The sequence below is a fragment of the Enterococcus sp. DIV1090 genome, from assembly GCF_050537975.1.
GTDB classification, from domain to species: Bacteria; Bacillota; Bacilli; order Lactobacillales; family Enterococcaceae; genus Enterococcus; species Enterococcus faecalis.
This window is the reverse complement of the sequence record NZ_CP172917.1, coordinates 155,153-173,114: the sequence shown is the minus strand read 5'-3', so window position 1 is coordinate 173,114 and position 17,962 is coordinate 155,153. Positions and strand designations below refer to the sequence as shown.

General features: G+C 39.4%; 31 protein-coding genes. All 31 read right to left on the bottom strand.

Annotated elements, in window-relative coordinates:
* Positions 1 to 58: 58 nt before the first annotated feature.
* The 31 genes from IGL48_RS00840 to tuf all read right to left on the bottom strand — a co-directional run bounded on the left by IGL48_RS00840 (position 59) and on the right by tuf (position 17,823).
* On the bottom strand, positions 59 to 997 hold the full coding sequence (locus IGL48_RS00840) for a DNA-directed RNA polymerase subunit alpha (protein ID WP_002356227.1): 939 nt from the start codon (positions 995 to 997) through the stop codon (positions 59 to 61).
* An 80-nt stretch (positions 998 to 1,077) separates the two neighbouring features.
* A complete protein-coding gene (gene rpsK / locus IGL48_RS00835) occupies positions 1,078 to 1,467 on the bottom strand; it encodes a 30S ribosomal protein S11 (protein ID WP_002356226.1) in 390 nt (129 codons plus the stop codon).
* Between the two features lie 27 nt (positions 1,468 to 1,494).
* Positions 1,495 to 1,860, bottom strand: coding sequence for a 30S ribosomal protein S13 (gene rpsM / locus IGL48_RS00830; protein ID WP_002356225.1), 366 nt, complete (start codon positions 1,858 to 1,860; stop codon positions 1,495 to 1,497).
* Between the two features lie 19 nt (positions 1,861 to 1,879).
* A complete protein-coding gene (rpmJ, locus tag IGL48_RS00825; RefSeq protein WP_002288710.1) occupies positions 1,880 to 1,996 on the bottom strand; it encodes a 50S ribosomal protein L36 in 117 nt (38 codons plus the stop codon).
* A gap of 32 nt (positions 1,997 to 2,028) precedes the next feature.
* The gene (gene infA / locus IGL48_RS00820) at positions 2,029 to 2,247 is read right to left on the bottom strand and encodes a translation initiation factor IF-1 (RefSeq protein WP_002356224.1); all 219 of its coding nucleotides are present in this window, start codon (positions 2,245 to 2,247) and stop codon (positions 2,029 to 2,031) included.
* Positions 2,248 to 2,457: 210 nt separating this feature from the next.
* Positions 2,458 to 3,108 carry an adenylate kinase gene (locus IGL48_RS00815; protein WP_048949630.1) on the bottom strand — a complete coding sequence of 217 codons (651 nt, stop codon included), beginning with the start codon at positions 3,106 to 3,108 and terminating at the stop codon, positions 2,458 to 2,460.
* Between the two features lie 86 nt (positions 3,109 to 3,194).
* Positions 3,195 to 4,493: a preprotein translocase subunit SecY gene (secY, locus tag IGL48_RS00810; RefSeq protein WP_002359350.1), complete on the bottom strand. Its 1,299-nt coding sequence runs from the start codon at positions 4,491 to 4,493 to the stop codon at positions 3,195 to 3,197.
* Complete coding sequence (gene rplO, locus IGL48_RS00805; protein WP_002356221.1) at positions 4,494 to 4,934, bottom strand: 50S ribosomal protein L15; 441 nt, start codon at positions 4,932 to 4,934, stop codon at positions 4,494 to 4,496. It abuts the gene before it with no gap.
* Positions 4,935 to 4,981: 47 nt separating this feature from the next.
* Positions 4,982 to 5,161, bottom strand: a complete 180-nt coding sequence (gene rpmD / locus IGL48_RS00800) for a 50S ribosomal protein L30 (protein ID WP_002356220.1) — start codon at positions 5,159 to 5,161, stop codon at positions 4,982 to 4,984.
* A 14-nt stretch (positions 5,162 to 5,175) separates the two neighbouring features.
* Positions 5,176 to 5,676: a 30S ribosomal protein S5 gene (rpsE, locus tag IGL48_RS00795; RefSeq protein WP_002356219.1), complete on the bottom strand. Its 501-nt coding sequence runs from the start codon at positions 5,674 to 5,676 to the stop codon at positions 5,176 to 5,178.
* A gap of 20 nt (positions 5,677 to 5,696) precedes the next feature.
* The gene (gene rplR / locus IGL48_RS00790) at positions 5,697 to 6,053 is read right to left on the bottom strand and encodes a 50S ribosomal protein L18 (RefSeq protein WP_002356218.1); all 357 of its coding nucleotides are present in this window, start codon (positions 6,051 to 6,053) and stop codon (positions 5,697 to 5,699) included.
* A 160-nt stretch (positions 6,054 to 6,213) separates the two neighbouring features.
* A complete protein-coding gene (gene rplF / locus IGL48_RS00785) occupies positions 6,214 to 6,750 on the bottom strand; it encodes a 50S ribosomal protein L6 (RefSeq protein ID WP_002356217.1) in 537 nt (178 codons plus the stop codon).
* A gap of 31 nt (positions 6,751 to 6,781) precedes the next feature.
* Entirely contained in the window at positions 6,782 to 7,180 is a 399-nt protein-coding gene (gene rpsH / locus IGL48_RS00780; RefSeq protein ID WP_002356215.1) for a 30S ribosomal protein S8, read from the bottom strand.
* A gap of 35 nt (positions 7,181 to 7,215) precedes the next feature.
* Positions 7,216 to 7,401, bottom strand: a complete 186-nt coding sequence (locus IGL48_RS00775) for a type Z 30S ribosomal protein S14 (RefSeq protein ID WP_002356214.1) — start codon at positions 7,399 to 7,401, stop codon at positions 7,216 to 7,218.
* An 18-nt stretch (positions 7,402 to 7,419) separates the two neighbouring features.
* Positions 7,420 to 7,959, bottom strand: a complete 540-nt coding sequence (rplE, locus tag IGL48_RS00770) for a 50S ribosomal protein L5 (RefSeq protein WP_002356213.1) — start codon at positions 7,957 to 7,959, stop codon at positions 7,420 to 7,422.
* A gap of 25 nt (positions 7,960 to 7,984) precedes the next feature.
* Positions 7,985 to 8,296, bottom strand: a complete 312-nt coding sequence (rplX, locus tag IGL48_RS00765) for a 50S ribosomal protein L24 (RefSeq protein WP_002356212.1) — start codon at positions 8,294 to 8,296, stop codon at positions 7,985 to 7,987.
* A gap of 35 nt (positions 8,297 to 8,331) precedes the next feature.
* Positions 8,332 to 8,700 (bottom strand): 50S ribosomal protein L14, encoded by a 369-nt coding sequence (rplN, locus tag IGL48_RS00760; RefSeq protein WP_002356211.1) that lies wholly within the window; start codon positions 8,698 to 8,700, stop codon positions 8,332 to 8,334.
* Positions 8,701 to 8,757: 57 nt separating this feature from the next.
* Complete coding sequence (rpsQ, locus tag IGL48_RS00755) at positions 8,758 to 9,024, bottom strand: 30S ribosomal protein S17 (RefSeq protein WP_002359348.1); 267 nt, start codon at positions 9,022 to 9,024, stop codon at positions 8,758 to 8,760.
* A 23-nt stretch (positions 9,025 to 9,047) separates the two neighbouring features.
* Positions 9,048 to 9,236 (bottom strand): 50S ribosomal protein L29, encoded by a 189-nt coding sequence (gene rpmC, locus IGL48_RS00750; protein ID WP_002383858.1) that lies wholly within the window; start codon positions 9,234 to 9,236, stop codon positions 9,048 to 9,050.
* A complete protein-coding gene (rplP, locus tag IGL48_RS00745) occupies positions 9,226 to 9,660 on the bottom strand; it encodes a 50S ribosomal protein L16 (protein WP_002356208.1) in 435 nt (144 codons plus the stop codon). The genes rpmC and rplP overlap by 11 nt, the downstream gene beginning before the upstream one ends.
* 2 nt (positions 9,661 to 9,662) lie before the next feature.
* Complete coding sequence (rpsC, locus tag IGL48_RS00740) at positions 9,663 to 10,319, bottom strand: 30S ribosomal protein S3 (protein WP_002356207.1); 657 nt, start codon at positions 10,317 to 10,319, stop codon at positions 9,663 to 9,665.
* Positions 10,320 to 10,385: 66 nt separating this feature from the next.
* Positions 10,386 to 10,733, bottom strand: coding sequence for a 50S ribosomal protein L22 (gene rplV / locus IGL48_RS00735; RefSeq protein ID WP_002356206.1), 348 nt, complete (start codon positions 10,731 to 10,733; stop codon positions 10,386 to 10,388).
* Positions 10,734 to 10,754: 21 nt separating this feature from the next.
* Positions 10,755 to 11,033 carry a 30S ribosomal protein S19 gene (gene rpsS, locus IGL48_RS00730; protein ID WP_002356205.1) on the bottom strand — a complete coding sequence of 93 codons (279 nt, stop codon included), beginning with the start codon at positions 11,031 to 11,033 and terminating at the stop codon, positions 10,755 to 10,757.
* Between the two features lie 42 nt (positions 11,034 to 11,075).
* Positions 11,076 to 11,906: a 50S ribosomal protein L2 gene (gene rplB, locus IGL48_RS00725; protein ID WP_002356204.1), complete on the bottom strand. Its 831-nt coding sequence runs from the start codon at positions 11,904 to 11,906 to the stop codon at positions 11,076 to 11,078.
* 39 nt (positions 11,907 to 11,945) lie between these two features.
* Positions 11,946 to 12,236 (bottom strand): 50S ribosomal protein L23, encoded by a 291-nt coding sequence (locus tag IGL48_RS00720; RefSeq protein WP_002356203.1) that lies wholly within the window; start codon positions 12,234 to 12,236, stop codon positions 11,946 to 11,948.
* A complete protein-coding gene (rplD, locus tag IGL48_RS00715; protein WP_002356200.1) occupies positions 12,236 to 12,859 on the bottom strand; it encodes a 50S ribosomal protein L4 in 624 nt (207 codons plus the stop codon). Before rplD ends, IGL48_RS00720 begins: the two co-directional genes overlap by 1 nt.
* A 25-nt stretch (positions 12,860 to 12,884) precedes the next feature.
* The gene (gene rplC / locus IGL48_RS00710; RefSeq protein ID WP_002356199.1) at positions 12,885 to 13,514 is read right to left on the bottom strand and encodes a 50S ribosomal protein L3; all 630 of its coding nucleotides are present in this window, start codon (positions 13,512 to 13,514) and stop codon (positions 12,885 to 12,887) included.
* A 21-nt stretch (positions 13,515 to 13,535) separates the two neighbouring features.
* Positions 13,536 to 13,844, bottom strand: coding sequence for a 30S ribosomal protein S10 (rpsJ, locus tag IGL48_RS00705; RefSeq protein WP_002389727.1), 309 nt, complete (start codon positions 13,842 to 13,844; stop codon positions 13,536 to 13,538).
* A 348-nt stretch (positions 13,845 to 14,192) separates the two neighbouring features.
* The gene (locus IGL48_RS00700; protein WP_002391607.1) at positions 14,193 to 15,359 is read right to left on the bottom strand and encodes an SAM-dependent methyltransferase; all 1,167 of its coding nucleotides are present in this window, start codon (positions 15,357 to 15,359) and stop codon (positions 14,193 to 14,195) included.
* Positions 15,360 to 15,630: 271 nt separating this feature from the next.
* Positions 15,631 to 16,455: a bifunctional hydroxymethylpyrimidine kinase/phosphomethylpyrimidine kinase gene (thiD, locus tag IGL48_RS00695; protein WP_002364530.1), complete on the bottom strand. Its 825-nt coding sequence runs from the start codon at positions 16,453 to 16,455 to the stop codon at positions 15,631 to 15,633.
* Between the two features lie 180 nt (positions 16,456 to 16,635).
* Positions 16,636 to 17,823, bottom strand: a complete 1,188-nt coding sequence (tuf, locus tag IGL48_RS00690; RefSeq protein WP_002356194.1) for an elongation factor Tu — start codon at positions 17,821 to 17,823, stop codon at positions 16,636 to 16,638.
* Positions 17,824 to 17,962: the final 139 nt, after the last annotated feature.

Genomic DNA, 17,962 nt, shown 5'->3' with positions numbered 1-17,962 from the left:
TCGTTTCTGTTCTCACGAGCCACTGCTGTTAAGCAGGACTGGAAACTTCGTAAAAGTCTTAATCGTCCTTACGTAATCCTAATCCTAGATCATGCAATTTAAGTTTTACTTCTTCAAGAGATTTACGACCTAAATTACGTACTTTGATCATTTCTGGTTCAGATTTGTTTGTAAGTTCTTGTACAGTATTAATGCCTGCACGTTTTAAACAGTTATATGAACGAACTGATAAATCAAGTTCTTCAATCGTCATTTCTAGCATTTTCTCTTTTTGAGTTTCTTCTTTTTCCACCATGATTTCAGCGTTTTTCGCTTCGTCAGTAAGGTTTACAAAGATATCTAAATGCTCAGTCATGATTTTCGCAGCTAAACTTAGTGCTTCTTGAGGAATGATTGAACCATCTGTCCATATTTCCATTGTTAATTTGTCGAAATCATCACGACGACCAACACGTGTATTTTCTACTTGGTAGTTAACACGACGAACGGGTGTGTAGATGGAATCAACTGGAAGTACACCGATTGGCATATCTTCTTTTTTGTTTTCGTCTGCTTGAACATAGCCACGACCAGGTTTCACTGTTAAGCGAGCATGGAAAGTAGCTCCTTCAGCAACACTACAGATAACTAAATCTTTATTTAGGATCTCAACATCACTGTCCACGATAATATCGCCGGCAGTCACGGTAGCGGGTCCTGTAATATCGATCTCAAGGGTTTTCTCTTCTTCAGCATATAATTTCAATGCTAAGCCTTTAATATTCAAAATAATTTGTGTTACGTCTTCTCGTACACCTGGAATGGTTGAGAATTCGTGTAAAACACCATCGATTTGAATATTCGTAATTGCAGCTCCTGGTAAAGAAGACAATAAAATACGACGTAGAGAGTTACCTAAAGTAGTTCCGTAACCGCGTTCTAATGGTTCAACGACGAACTTACCATAATCTCTATTTTCATCAATTTTTTCGATTCTTGGTTTTTCAAATTCAATCATTCTTATCTATACCCCTTTCAAAACGAAAAGTGTCTTGTTCAATGACGTTCCTAATTCAAACTCAGAATGAGTGGCGCTCATTAAACACGACGGCGTTTTGGAGGGCGGCATCCATTATGAGGAACTGGAGTCACGTCACGAATTGCAGTCACTTCTAAACCTGTTGCTTGTAATGAACGAATTGCTGCTTCACGTCCAGAACCAGGTCCTTTAACTGTTACGTCTACAGTTTTAAGTCCATGTTCCATTGCCACTTTAGTTGCGGCTTCTGCAGCCATTTGAGCGGCAAAAGGAGTTGATTTTTTGCTTCCTTTAAAGCCTAATGATCCTGCTGATGACCATGCTAATGCATTACCATGTGTATCAGTAATCATTACGATTGTATTGTTGAATGTAGAATGGATATGTGCTACACCTGATTCTATATTCTTTTTGACACGGCGTTTACGACTAACTTTTTTTGCTGCCATGAAGTTCTAACCTCCTTCACTTAGGAATTATTTTTTCTTGCCTGCTACTGTTTTAGTAGGGCCTTTACGAGTACGTGCATTATTTTTCGTGTTTTGTCCACGAGTTGGTAATCCACGACGGTGACGGATTCCACGGTATGAACCGATTTCCATCAAGCGTTTGATGTTTAAGTTCACTTCACGACGAAGATCCCCTTCAACTTTTAACTTATCAATTTCCGCACGAATCGCATCTGTTTGTTCGTTTGTTAAATCACGTACACGAACATCTTCAGATACGCCAACGTTTGCTAAAACTTTTTTAGCTGTAGTGTTACCAATACCATAAATGTAAGTAAGAGAAACTACTACACGTTTGTCACGAGGGATGTCTACTCCTGCAATACGAGCCATTATTCGTTACACCTCCTAATTATCCTTGACGTTGTTTATGTTTTGGATTTGCTGGGCAAATAACCATAACACGTCCTTTACGGCGAATTACTTTACAATGTTCACACATTGGTTTTACTGATGGTCTTACTTTCATGATAATACCTCCTGTGGTTTTACGGAGTACAATTATTTAAAGCGATAAGTAATACGGCCACGCGTTAAATCATACGGTGATAATTCAACTGTTACTTTGTCACCAGGTAAGATACGGATGTAGTGCATACGGATTTTACCTGAAACAGTAGCAAGAACTTGGTGTCCATTTTCTAGTTCGACTTTAAACATTGCATTCGGCAAAGTTTCGACGACTGTACCTTCGACTTCAATCATATCTTCTTTTGCCACGCACAGTACCTCCTTGTACTTGTTTCGCGTTTTCACACGATAAAACGGCGGAAACTCCAGCTCCCACCTAGAAATTCTCAACTAACTTCGTTATTCATTTTGATGTCACAAAACTGTAGAAGTCGGACTGATATATTCTACCATATTTAGTTATGTTTTGGCAAGAGAAACTGAATACAACAACAGGGTTAAACTGCGGGCAATTGGAAATTAGTTTTCGTCAATGATTTTTTTCACATCAGAAAAAACAGTATCGATTTCGCGATTGCCATCGATTGTATGCATCAAGCCTTGTTCTTTATAGAAAGCTAAGATTGGTGCGCTACTTTCAATGTTGACTGCCAAACGATTTTTAACCGTTTCGGGCTTATCATCTTCTCTTTGGTAGAATTCATGTCCGCCACAGCGATCACAAATGCCTTCAACTTTTGGCGGGTTGAATAATTTATGATACGTTGCGCCACATGTGCGACAGATGAATCGTCCAGCTAAACGCTCGATTAATACATCTTCTTCTACATGGATGTCAATGACAGCATCAATTTTTTTGTTTAATTCTTTAAGCATTGTATCTAATGCTTTTGCTTGATCCAGTGTACGTGGGAAACCATCTAATAGGAATCCTTTGTCTGTATCTGGTTCAGCAAGGCGTTCTTTAACAATTCCGTTTGTTACTTCGTCAGGAACCAGTTCACCTTTATCGATATAAGATTTCGCTTCTAGGCCCAAGGCAGTTTCATTTTTCATTGCTGCACGGAACATATCTCCAGTAGAAATATGTGGAATGCCATACGTATCAATGATTTTTTCTGCTTGGGTGCCTTTACCTGCTCCAGGTAATCCCATTAAAATGAGGTTCATATATTCTCCTCCTAATTTTAAAGACCGGCTTATGAAGCTAGCCATATGTGAGAATGGTGCTGAGGTAAAACCTCAACACTCGATTCTTACTTATTGATAAAGCCGACATATTGACGTTTCATCATTAATCCTTCTAATTGTTTCGTTGTTTCTAATGCAACCCCGATAACGATTAGTAAACTTGTTCCACCTAAACCGATTGATTGAGGTAAGTTCCAAACCATTTGCGCAATGATTGGAAGTAAAGCAACAAGTCCTAGGAAAATTGAGCCGACAACACTTAATCTCATTAACACGCCAGATACATATTCTTCTGTACCTTTACCTGGTCGCACGCTTGGAATGTAGCTTCCTTGTTTTTGTAAGTTTTCCGCTAATTTCTCAGGGTTTACTTGAACAAATGCATAGAAGAACGTAAACGCAACGATTAGGACAGTATAGATGATTGCCCCTGGAACTGTGTTATAACTGAAGATTTTTGTCATAATGTCATACCAATTTTCACCAGCGAATTTTGATGAGAAAGCTTGTAAAATGGCATTTGGTGTTGCAATTAACGAGCTGGCAAAGATAACTGGAATAACCCCAGCAGCATTTACTTTTAACGGTAAATAACTACTTGTTGGTGCACCAGAAACACGTTTTGTATATTGGATTGGAATCTTACGCTCTGCTTGTTGGAAGAACGTTACGACTGTAACAATCACCAAAATAGCAATAACTAAGATTGCAATGAAAATAACAGATTGCCAAATACGAGAAGACTCGATATTGACGAAGTAATCTTCATAGATTTCTTTGACTGCTCCTGGCAAACGAGAAATAATCCCGGCAAAGATAATCATTGAAACACCATTTCCGATTCCTTTTTCTGTAATTTGTTCACCCATCCAAGTCACAAACATAGTCCCAGCAGTTAAAATAACTGCAATCATCACAAAGGTACCTAAGGTTGGATTGTTGACAATCCCAGTTTGACTTAAGCTATTAAAACCAGCAGTGATCCCCATTGACTGAGCCACACCCAAGACAATCGTTAGATATCTTGTAGCTTGATTTAATTTCTTACGCCCAACTTCCCCTTGTTTTGACCATTCTACAAATCTAGGTACAATATCCATTTGCAATAGTTGAATGATAATAGAGGCTGTAATGTATGGCGAAACCCCCATCGAGAAGATAGAGAAGTTTTGCATGGCACTACCACTCACCATATTCAACATATTCAAAAAGGGTAAGCTACTTAAATCAGACAATCCCTTTGCATTCACCCCGGGCACAGTAATGTGCGCACCTAGGCGAAATACAAACAAGATTAAAACTGTAAATAAGATTTTTGATCTAATGTCTTTGACTTTAAAGGCGTTCTTTAATAGCTTGAACAATTAGATCACCTCGATTGAACCACCAGCAGCTTCGATAGCTTCTTGTGCTGATTTCGAGAATTTAGCTGCTTTCACAGTTAATTTTTTCGTTAACTCACCATCTGCAAGAACTTTGATTCCCGCTTTTTCGTTTTTAACGATTCCTGCTTCTTTTAGGACAACAGGAGTTACTTCTGTTCCATCTTCAAAACGGTTTAAAGTATCTAAGTTCACAACAGCGTAATCTTTACGATTAATGTTTGTAAACCCACGTTTTGGTAAACGACGGAATAATGGAGTTTGACCCCCTTCAAATCCTAAACGAACACCACCGCCTGAACGGGCTTTTTGCCCTTTTTGTCCACGGCCAGCTGTTTTACCATTACCAGATGAAGTACCACGTCCAACACGGTTACGTACTTGGCGTGAGCCCTCAGCAGGTTTTAATTCATGAAGTTTCATAGGTTTGGCACCTCCTTAAGCAATCTTCTATTACAAATCTATAAATCTTAAACTTCTTCTACGTCCACTAAATGTGAAATAGTGTTAACCATACCTTTGATTGCTTCATTGGCAGGTTTTGTAACAGTACTATTCACTTTACCTAAACCTAACGCTTTAACTGTAGCACGTTGGTTTTGAGGACGTCCGATAACACTGCGTTTTAAAGTAATTTTTAATTCAGCCATTATTTTTGTCCTCCTTAACCGATAATTTCTTCTACAGATTTACCGCGAAGTGCTGCCACTTCTTCGGCACGTTTTAATTGTTTTAGACCTTCAACAGTTGCGCGAACAACGTTAATAGGTGTGTTTGAACCTAGTGATTTAGATGTAATATCTGCTACACCAGCTAATTCCAATACGGCACGAACTGGTCCACCAGCAGCTACCCCAGAACCTTCTACTGCAGGTTTCATAAGGATACGGCCGCCACCGAATACGCCAATTACTTCGTGCGGGATAGTAGAACCAACCATAGGCACTTCAACTAAGTTTTTCTTCGCGTCTTCGATTGCTTTACGGATAGCTTCAGGTACTTCTTGTGCTTTACCAGTACCGAAACCAACGTGTCCGTTTTTGTCACCGACAACAACTAAAGCTGCGAAACGTAAACGACGTCCACCTTTAACAACTTTTGTTACACGGTTGATCGCTACAACGCGGTCTTCTAATTCCAAATGTTTTGGATCAATATAAACCATGAATGGTGTTCCTCCTTCTCCTAAAATTCTAGTCCATTTTCACGAGCAGCTTCAGCTAAAGCTTGCACGCGGCCATGGTAAAGGTATCCACCACGGTCGAAGACTACTTTTTTGATGCCTTTTTCAGCGGCACGTTCAGCAACTAGTTTACCAACAGCTGCAGCTGTTTCTGTTTTTGTTCCACCTGAAATTTCTTTATCCAAGGCAGAGGCACTTGCTAGCGTCACACCCGCTACGTCATCAATGACTTGCGCGTAGATGTTTTTGTTAGAACGGAAAATGTTCAAGCGTGGGCACTCAGCAGTACCAGAGATTTTGTTACGTACACGACGATGTCTCTTTTGACGTGTTTTGTTTTTATCTGGTTTTGTAATCACAATTTTCACCTCTTTGATTTAATGTTTACTACTAATATTTCAAGCAGTCAGCAGATTACGGAAAAGAGAAGCTGGCAGACAAGACAAAAGCATTTTATTGGAAAAATCCCATAAAATGACAGTTGCTTGTTGTTGACTTCTGTTTTCTACACAGCTGTTATTATTTACCAGTTTTACCTTCTTTACGGCGTACAAATTCACCAACATAGCGAATCCCTTTGCCTTTATAAGGTTCTGGAGGACGAACGCCACGGATGTTAGCAGCTAATTCACCAACAACTTCTTTGTTGATGCCTTTAACGATAACTTGTGTGTTCGCAGGTACTTCAAATGTTACGCCTTCTGGTGCTGTCATTTCGACAGGATGAGAATAACCAACGTTTAAAGTTAATTTGTTGCCTTGTACTTGGGCACGGTATCCGACCCCGATAAGTTCAAGTGCTTTTTGGAAACCTTCAGAAACACCAACAACCATGTTGTTGAAGTTTGCACGAGTTGTTCCGTGGATTGTTTTCATTTCTTTTGAATCGTTTGGACGAGTGAATGTCACTTCGTTTCCTTCGATGTTCATTTTGATATCAGAAGAAAATTCGCGTGTTAATTCACCTTTAGGTCCTTTAACTGTAATGTTGTTTCCGTCTTGCTTGATTTCAACACCAGCAGGAAGAACAACAACTTTATTACCAATACGGCTCACTTAGAGACACCTCCTTGTGTATTTTTTAGAATTACCATACGTAGGCGATTACTTCGCCGCCGATATTTTTCGCTCTAGCTTCTTTGTCAGTAATTACACCCTCTGATGTAGAGATGATTGCAATTCCTAGACCGTTTAATACTTTTGGTACTTCGTCAGCTTTTACGTATGCACGTAAACCTGGTTTAGAAATACGTTTTAAGTTTGTGATAACACGTTCTTCGTTTTTACCATATTTTAGGAAAACACGGATTACGCCTTGTTTGTCATCTTCGATGTATTCTACGTCGCGGATAAATCCTTCACGTTTCAGGATTTCTGCGATATCACGTTTGATTTTTGAAGCAGGTACTTCTAAAGTTTCATGTTTAACCATGTTCGCATTACGAATGCGAGTTAGAAAATCTGCAATTGGATCTGTCATGACCATTGAACTATTTACCTCCTTTATGCGAGTTTACTTGTTTACCAGCTAGCTTTCTTCACGCCGGGAATTTGACCTTTATAGGCAAGTTCGCGGAAGCAAATACGGCAAAGATGAAATTTACGATAAACTGAATGTGGACGTCCACAACGTTCACAACGAGTATAAGCTTGTGTTGAATGTTTAGCAGGACGTTTGTTTTTAGCAATCATTGATTTTTTAGCCACGTAGTTCGCCTCCTTATATTATTTTTGGAATGGCATACCTAATTGTGCCAACAATTCGCGAGACTCTTCGTCAGTGTTCGCTGTTGTAACAATTACGATGTCCATACCGCGTACTTTATCTACTAAATCATAATCAACTTCTGGGAAGATTAATTGTTCTTTAATACCTAAAGTATAGTTACCACGACCATCGAAAGCTTTTTTGCTGACACCGTGGAAGTCACGTACACGAGGTAAAGAAACTGTTACTAATTTATCTAAAAATTCGTACATTCTTTCGCCGCGTAGCGTTACTTTCGCACCGATTGGCATTCCTTCACGTAAACGGAATCCAGCGATAGATTTTTTAGCTTTTGTGATAAGTGGTTTTTGACCAGTGATTAATGCTAATTCTTCAACAGCTTTGTCTAAGTTTTTAGCATTTGATACTGCATCACCCACACCCATGTTGATAACGATTTTATCAACTTTAGGTGTTTGCATAACTGAGCTGTAATTAAATTTTTCCACCAATGATGGTGTTACTTCTTTAATATATTTTTCTTTCAGGCGGTTCATTCAGTAAGCCCTCCTTCCGCAATTTTTATTTATCTAAAACTTCACCTGTTTTTTTAGAAACGCGGACTTTTTTGCCGTCGACTTCTTTAAACGCAACTTTAGTAGCTTCTCCGTTTGAAGGATCAATCACCATTACATTAGAAACATGAATTGGCGCTTCCACTTCAAGGATTCCACCTTGTGGGGCTGCTTGGTTTGGTTTTTGGTGTTTTTTAACGACGTTGACACCTTCAACGATAACTTTATCTTGTTTAGGAAACGCTGCTAAGACAACGCCTTCTTTGTTTTTATCTTTACCAGTGATAACTTTTACTTTATCGCCTTTTTTAACAAACATTACTGTTTCGCACCTCCTTTAACGTGGGCTCGAGATTATAATACTTCTGGTGCTAGAGAAACGATCTTCATGAAGTTGTTTTCACGTAATTCACGTGCAACTGGTCCGAAGATACGTGTTCCGCGTGGGCTTTTATCGTCACGGATAATTACCGCAGCATTTTCATCAAATTTGATGTAAGAACCGTCAGCACGACGAGCGCCAGATTTTGTACGAACGATAACGGCTTTAACTACTTCACCTTTTTTAACAACCCCACCTGGCGTTGCTTGTTTGACAGTAGCAACAATAACGTCACCGATGTTAGCAGTTTTACGACCAGATCCGCCTAGGACTTTGATCGTTAAAATTTCACGTGCGCCAGAATTGTCAGCGACTCTTAAACGACTTTCTTGTTGGATCACGATGTGTATCCCCCTTTCAGATTTTGTGCTTCAATCTATTAGGAAATTCTCGTTTTATTAGATAATAACTGCTTCTTCGACTACCTCTAGTAAACGGAAACGTTTTGTAGCTGATAATGGACGAGTTTCCATGATTTTTACGATGTCTCCAACTTTCGCTGTGTTGTTTTCATCATGCGCTTTATATTTTTTAGAATATTTCATACGTTTGCCATAGATAGGGTGGTTTTTCTTTGTTTCAACGACAACTGTGATTGTTTTATCCATTTTGTCTGATACCACGCGACCTTGGTAAACTTTACGTTGATTTCTTTCTTCAGTCATACGCGTTTGGCCTCCTTCCACTATTAGTTAGCTTGTTCACGCAATACTGTTTTGATGCGTGCAATCGATTGACGTACTTCTTTAATACGTGCAGTGTTTTCTAATTGACCTGTTGCTAATTGGAATCTTAAGTTGAACAATTCTTCTTTTAATTGTTTTTCTTTATCTAGCATTTCGGCAGTGGTTAATTCTCTGATTTCTTTAACCTTCATTCGATTCACCACCCATTTCCTCACGTTTTACGATCTTAGTTTTTACCGGCAATTTGTGAGATGCAAGACGAAGAGCTTCACGAGCTACTTCTTCAGGAACGCCTGCGATTTCAAACATGATTTTACCACGTTTAACTGGTGATACCCAGCCTTCTGGTGCCCCTTTACCTTTACCCATACGTACGCCGATAGCTTTACTTGTGTAAGACTTGTGAGGGAAAATTTTAATCCATACTTTCCCGCCACGTTTCATGTAACGAGTCATTGCAATACGGGCTGCTTCGATTTGACGGTTAGTAATCCAGTGAGATTCAGTTGCTTGTAAACCCCATTCACCAAATGCTACTTCTTTTCCGCCTTTAGCTTCACCGCGCATTTTTCCGCGGAATTCACGACGGTGTTTTACACGTTTAGGTACTAACATGATTATTTCCCTCCTTTCTCAGTGTTTTTTTTCGTTGGAAGAATTTCTCCACGATAGATCCACACTTTAACTCCTAGTTTTCCGTAAGTAGTGTCCGCTTCTTCCCATGCGTAATCAATGTCCGCACGTAATGTGTGAAGTGGTACAGTTCCTTCAGAGTATCCTTCTGAACGAGCGATATCCGCACCGTTTAGACGACCTGATACTTGAGTTTTGATTCCTTTAGCGCCAGCACGCATTGCGCGTTGGATGGCTTGTTTTTGAGCACGACGGAAAGCAACACGGTTTTCTAATTGACGTGCAATTCCTTCGCCTACTAATTTTGCATCTAAATCTGGTTTTTTGATTTCAACGATGTTGATGTGAACTCGTTTGCCAGTTAATTTGTTTAATTCTTTTCTTAGGTTTTCGACTTCAGATCCGCCTTTACCGATAACCATACCTGGTTTAGCTGTGTGAATTGAAATGTTAACACGGTTTGCAGCGCGTTCGATTTCAATTGTAGATACAGCAGCATCAGCAAGTTTTGTTGCGATAAATTTACGGATTCTTAAATCTTCGTGTAAGAATTCAGCATACTCTTTTTCAGCATACCATTTCGCATCCCAGTCGCGGATGATGCCTACACGCATTCCAATTGGATGTACTTTTTGACCCACTGATTGTCCCTCCTCTTAAATGTTTAAGCTCTGTTTTCATAAAGAAAACAGCCTATTTCATGAGACTTATTTCTCTGTTACAACTACTGTGATGTGACTAGTACGTTTGTTGATTGGTGAAGCTGAACCTTTTGCACGAGGACGGAAACGTTTCATTGTTGGTCCTTCGTTAACAAATGCTTCAGATACGACTAAGCTTTCAACGTCTAAGTCAAAGTTGTTTTCTGCGTTAGCAACTGCTGACATTAAAACTTTTTCAATGATTCCAGCAGACTTGTTCGGTGTGAATTTCAAGATTGAAATTGCATCCGCAACGCTTTTCCCTCTGATAAGATCGATTACTAAACGTGCTTTACGAGGTGAAGTGCGAACTGTTTTTGCAGTTGCTTTAGCTGATGTAATTTGTTCTGACATTTGCATATCCTCCCCTCAAAATTAGCGTTTAGTTTTTTTATCGTCAGCAACGTGGCCACGATAAGTTCTAGTTGGTGCAAATTCACCTAATTTATGTCCTACCATGTCTTCTTGAATGTAAACAGGGACATGTTTCCGTCCATCATATACAGCGATTGTGAAACCTACGAATGATGGAAAAATTGTAGAGCGGCGAGACCAAGTTTTAATTACTTTTTTCTTTTCGGCACCTTGTTGTGCTTCGACCTTTTTCATCAAATGATCATCGACGAAAGGTCCTTTTTTTAAACTACGACCCATGGTGAACCTCCTCTCAAAATGTACGACACATGGTCAAAAAAATTATTTAGTACGACGACGAACGATAAGTTTGTCTGATTTAGCTTTTTTATTACGTGTTTTGTATCCAATTGCTGGTTGACCCCATGGAGATACTGGCGCTTTACGTCCAATTGGTGTTTTACCTTCACCACCACCGTGTGGGTGATCGTTAGGGTTCATTACGCTACCACGAACAGTTGGGCGTTTACGCATCCAACGAGAGCGGCCAGCTTTACCAATGTTGATTAATTCGTGTTGTTCGTTACCAACTGAACCGATTGTTGCACGGCAAGTTGCTAAGATCATACGAACTTCGCCAGAGTTTAAGCGGATTAATACGTATTTGCCTTCTTTACCAAGTACTTGCGCGCTTGTTCCAGCTGAACGGATTAATTGTCCACCTTTACCAGGTTTCATTTCAATGTTGTGGATAACTGTACCAACTGGAATGTTTTCCAATGGTAATGCGTTACCTACTTTAATATCTGCTTCTGGACCAGATACTAGGCGCATGCCTACTTCTAATCCTTTTGGTGCTAAGATGTATGCCTTAACCCCGTCTTCGTAATGAACTAACGCGATGTTAGCAGAACGGTTTGGATCGTACTCGATCGTTTTAACAACCGCTGCGACGTTATCTTTATTACGTTTGAAGTCAATCACACGGTATTGACGTTTGTGACCGCCACCTTGGTGACGAACCGTAATGCGACCGTTGTTGTTACGACCGGCATTGTTTTTTAATGGCTGTAACAATGATTTTTCTGGTGTTGAAGTTGTGATTTCAGCGAAATCAGAACTTGTCATGTTACGACGGCCATTTGTGGTAGGTTTGTACTTTTTAATCGCCACGTCTTATTTCCCTCCTACGTTGATATTGTTCAGGACTGCTTATTCAGCAGCTTCGAATAATTGAATTTCTTTTGAATCTTCAGTTAATGTAACGATCGCTTTGCGACGTTTTTTTGTATAACCTGCATATTTACCCATGCGTTTGAATTTTGGACGCACGTTTAAGATGTTTACGTTTGCTACTTTAACATCGAATGCTGATTCAACAGCTTGTTTTACTAAAGTTTTGTTTGCGCGAGTGTCCACTTCGAAAGTATATTTCTTTTCGTCCATAGCTAACATGGATTTTTCAGTGATCACTGGGCGTTTGATTACGTCTAGTAATTCCATTATGCAAGCACCTCCTCAATTTGAGTAAGAGCTGTTTGTGTTGCCAAGACTTTGTTAGCTGACACAACATCTAACACACTAACGTTATCAGAAGTTACTACAGAAACGTTTGGTAAGTTACGAGCTGATAAAGCTGCAAAGTCGTTACCATTTTCTAAAACAACTAATACTTTAGTATCGATAGACAAGTTAGCAAGAACTTGTTTGAATTCTTTTGTTTTTGGTGCATCGAAGCTTAAACCTTCTACTGCTACCAAGTTATTTTCAGCAACTTTGTCTGATAATACAGATTTCATTGCTAAGCGACGAACTTTTTTAGGAAGTTTGTAGCTGTATGAACGCGGTGTTGGTCCAAAGACTACGCCACCTCCACGCCATTGTGGTGAACGGATTGAACCTTGACGAGCACGACCAGTTCCTTTTTGACGCCATGGTTTGCGGCCACCGCCACGAACAGCGCTACGGTTTTTAACTGCGTGTGTTCCTTGTCTTAATGAAGCACGTTGCATGATGATTGCATCATAGACAACACTTTCATTAGGTTCGATTCCGAAGATTTCTTCATTTAAAGTGATTTCACCGTTTTGAGTTCCATCTTGTTTGAATAATGCTACATTCGGCATTCCTTAGTTCCTCCTTTCCCTACACTTATTTAGCTTTCACAGCTGATTTGATTGTGATTAAAGATTTTTTCGCTCCAGGAATGTTTCCTTTGATTAAGATAACATTTCTTTCTACGTCCACTTTAACAACTTCAAGGTTTTGAATTGTTACGCGGTCGCCACCCATACGGCCGGCTAGTCGTTTATTTTTAAATACACGGTTAGGCGCTACTGGACCCATTGACCCAGGACGACGGTGATAACGAGAACCATGAGACATAGGTCCGCGGCTTTGGCCGTGACGTTTGATTGCCCCTTGGAATCCTTTACCTTTCGTAGTACCTGTAACATCAACAACGTCTCCTGCTTGGAAAACATCTACTTTGATTTCTTTACCTACTTCATATTCTCCTAGCTCAACATTCTTGAATTCTTTAATGAAGCGCTTAGGAGCCGTGTTTGCTTTTGCAACATGACCTTTCGCAGGTTTGTTTGATAAAACTTCACGTTTGTCTTGGTAACCAACTTGGATAGCTTCGTATCCGTCAGTTTCAACAGTTTTTACTTGTAAAACTACGTTTGGCGTAGCTTCAACTACTGTTACTGGAATTAATTCACCAGACTCAGTAAAGATTTGTGTCATTCCCACTTTTTTCCCTAAGATTCCTTTGGTCATGAGTACACCTCCATCTTAATTTTATAGTTTGATTTCAATATTAACACCAGACGGTAAGTCAAGCTTCATTAGAGCGTCAACTGTTTTTGGTGTTGGGTTCACAATGTCAATTAGACGTTTGTGAGTACGCATTTCGAATTGTTCGCGAGAATCTTTGTATTTATGAGTCGCACGAATAACTGTGTAAAGTGAGCGTTCTGTTGGTAATGGAATCGGACCTGATACGTCAGCTCCAGTTCTTTTTGCTGTTTCCACAATTTTATCCGCTGATTGATCTAAAATACGGTGTTCATACGCTTTTAAACGGATACGAATTTTTTGTTTTGCCATCTTGTTCCCTCCTTCGCCTATTTTAAAAGTAGACATAGCTCCACGAAAATTTATCCGGCATGCTCGTTCATGGCAAAGCGTCCGAGCGTGTCGCAACCTCTCGCTTCACAGCCGGCAAATCAAATCGTTGATCTACCAATGCTTTTTACACTCCTGTAAACAGCACCTTTTTGATTATACTATGAAAGGATAGTGTTAGCAAGGATTTTCTGCGTTTTTTTGAAAGAATTTTTTCTTGTTTTGAAAAGCATTTGTTTTGTTTTTCAATTCTTTTCATTCTATTTTTATAAAAAAAGAATTTGGGATTCCTTTTTTACCAGAATCTCAAATTCTTTCTTTTTTATTCTATTAACCAATCCGGCGCATTGGAATATCATTGTTATCTGGATGAACCAATAAATATTGAATAACATCAATATTGCTTGCTTGGAATGAGGCTGCACATGCTTGCAAATATAAGTCCCACATTCGATAGAAGCGCTCACCTTTTTCATCAACAATTTCTGCTTCTATATTATGGAAGTTTTTTGTCCAATGTTCCAACGTCAATTGATAATCTCTGCGCAAACTTTCCAAGTCAATCACTTGCAAGTCATTTTCTGTCATATGGCCGACTAGCTCAGTGACACCAGGAATATAGCCACCAGGGAAAATATAACGATTAATCCAAGCATTTTTAGCCCCACCTTGTTGGCGACTGATCCCATGAATCAATGCCGTACCTTTAGGCGCTAAATTTCGTTGAACGACGTCAAAATATTCATGTAGATTTTCTGCACCGACATGTTCAAACATCCCAACACTCGTAATATGGTCAAAAGACTCTCCTTTTAAATCACGATAATCCATCAATTTGACAGTCATTCGATCTTGTAGACCTTCTTTTTCTATAATATGGCGAATATGATGAAATTGCTCTTCACTTAATGTAATCCCAGTTGCTTTGGCTCCGTATTCTTTCACCGCAGTTAAAATTAACGTGCCCCAGCCGCAGCCAATATCCAGTAAAGTGTCGCCCTCTTTGATAAACAATTTATCTAAAATATGATGAACTTTATTCACTTGCGCTTGTTCTAATGTATCTTCAGGCGTTTTAAAATAAGCACATGAATACGTCATTGTTTGGTCAAGCCATTTTTTGTAAAAATCATTTCCTAGATCGTAATGGCTGTGAATATCCTCTTGCGAGCGTTTTTTTGAATGACTTTCTTTAGGAAGCCATTTAATAAATTTAGCATTGTGTAAAAAGCTATCCTTTTGGTTATACACATCATAAATCAGTGCTTGGATATCACCTTCGATTTCAATTTTGCGATCCATGTAGGCTTCCCCTAAAGTTAACGAAGCGTTATTCAGTAAATCCTTCACAGGAATTTTTTCATTGAATACAATTTTAAAAACCGGATCCCCCGACCCTTGCCCATACTCTTTGACGGTACCATCCCAGTATGTGACTTGTGTCTTTTTTGAAAAAGACCATTTAAACAGTTGACTGTACGTTTCTTTTTCTAACATTGCATTCCCTCCATTAAATACCATTTGAAGCCAAAACAAAAAGAAGTCGCTTTCCGGTAGTTCGTCAAAACAAACACCACAGTCCGTTCTAAACTGAAGCACAGAAAAGTTAACACCCCTTCTATGTTCCGCTTCTTTTTTTGCAATTACAGTTCTATTCTACTCCTCTTTTAAAAATTTGAACATTCTTTTAACGTAATACCTACTATTGTTATTCTTTATCACAAAAAAACTAGAGCCAGTCCTTGACAGACTCCTCTAGTTCTAAATATTATGCTTTCTTACGCATCCGTTGTTCCGCATGAGTGTATGCGCCATGCCATACGTGCCCCACATAAGGATTAACTTGAATACCGTGTTTAATCGCCGCCGCTACAAATTTTTTCGCTAAAGTTACTGCTTCTAACACCGAATAACCTTTCGCCAAGCCAGCTGTGATCGCCGCTGAAAAAGTACAACCTGCACCATGATTATAATCAGTAGGATATAATTCATTTTCCAAAAGATGCGCGGTGTGACCATCGTAAAATAAGTCCAGTGCTTTTTCCCCAGCTAAGCGATGTCCCCCTTTAACCACGACATGTTTGGCTCCCATTTGTACAATTCGTTTTGCCGCTTCTTCCATCTCCGCCACGGAAGAAATTTCGCCTAAACCAGATAAGATGCCCGCTTCAATTAAATTAGGCGTGGCAACTAATGCTAATGGCAGTAAATCGTTTTTTAGGCCTTCCACACTTTTGGGTTGCAGAATTTGTGCCGTTCCCTTACAAGCAATGACTGGGTCAATCACGACTTTTTGAATTTTCTCTTGTTTAATGTACTTGCTAGCCATTTTAATATTTTGTTCATTACCCATCATCCCTGTTTTCAAAGCCGCTACTGGACCGCCTGCAAAAACCGAAATCAATTGTTTTTCTAAGAGCGTTTCTGGCAATTCAGTTACTTCATGTGACCAACCTGTCGTAGGATCCATCGTCACAATCGAGGTTAAACTTGAAAACCCAAAAACTCCATACTCTTCAAATGTTTTTAAATCTGCTTGAATTCCTGCCCCTCCTGTTGAATCGGAGCCTGCAATCGTCAATACTTTTTCCATTAAATCACCTAACCTTTTTCTCCAAGTATACTGAAGAAACAAGTCTGCTAAAACAGCCAATTGGCTTATTTTTTAGCCAGCCAATTTTTAAACAAAAAAAGACCAGAGAATAAATTCTCTGGTCTTACGTCCGAATACCCCAGTTTTTCACGCTGGTTAAAACTATAGTTAAAAAGTTAATTATTTAACGATTTCAGTAACAACGCCTGAACCTACAGTACGTCCGCCTTCACGAATAGAGAAACGAGTTCCGTCTTCGATAGCGATTGGGTGAATTAATTCAACGTCCATAGCAACGTTATCACCCGGCATTACCATTTCAGTACCTTCTGGCAATTCTACAACACCAGTAACGTCTGTTGTACGGAAGTAGAATTGAGGACGGTAGTTAGTGAAGAATGGAGTGTGACGTCCGCCTTCTTCTTTTGATAATACGTATACTTCAGCTTTGAATTTTGTGTGTGGAGTGATTGTAGCTGGTTTAGCTAATACTTGTCCACGTTCGATATCTTCACGTGCTACACCACGTAATAAAGCACCGATGTTGTCGCCTGCTTCAGCGTAGTCTAATAATTTACGGAACATTTCAACACCTGTAACAGTTGTTTTAGATGTTTCGTCTTTAATACCAACGATTTCAACTTCGTCACCAACGCGAACTTCACCACGTTCAACACGGCCTGTAGCAACAGTACCACGTCCAGTGATTGAGAATACGTCTTCGACTGGCATCATGAATGGTTTGTCAGTATCACGTTCTGGAGTTGGGATATATTCGTCAACTGCAGCCATTAATTCTAAGATTTTTTCTTCATAAGACTCGTCGCCTTCTAAAGCTTTCAAAGCAGAACCTGCGATAACTGGAACATCATCGCCTGGGAAATCGTATTCTGATAATAAGTCACGAACTTCCATTTCTACTAATTCTAATAATTCTTCGTCATCAACCATATCCATTTTGTTTAAGAATACAACGATGTATGGTACACCAACGTTACGTGATAATAAGATATGTTCACGTGTTTGAGGCATAGGACCATCAGCAGCAGAAACTACTAAGATAGCTCCGTCCATTTGAGCAGCACCAGTGATCATGTTTTTAACGTAGTCCGCGTGTCCTGGGCAGTCAACGTGTGCATAGTGACGAGTTTCAGTTTCATATTCGATATGAGAAGTGTTGATTGTGATTCCACGTTCTTTTTCTTCTGGAGCGTTATCGATAGAATCGTAGCTTTGTGCTTCCCCGCCACCGTGTTTTGATAATACAGTAGCAATTGCAGCTGTTAATGTAGTTTTACCATGGTCAACGTGTCCGATAGTACCAATGTTAACATGGGATTTAGAACGGTCAAATTTTTCTTTTGCCATTTTGAATGTTCCTCCTAAAAATATAAATTTTATTGTTTGTTTTATATGTGATAGACGTTACTAAAAATCGTCTGATCATCATAAGCTATTTTACACGAAATCTTGAAAAAAGGATAGTTCTAAAAACAAACCTTTTATT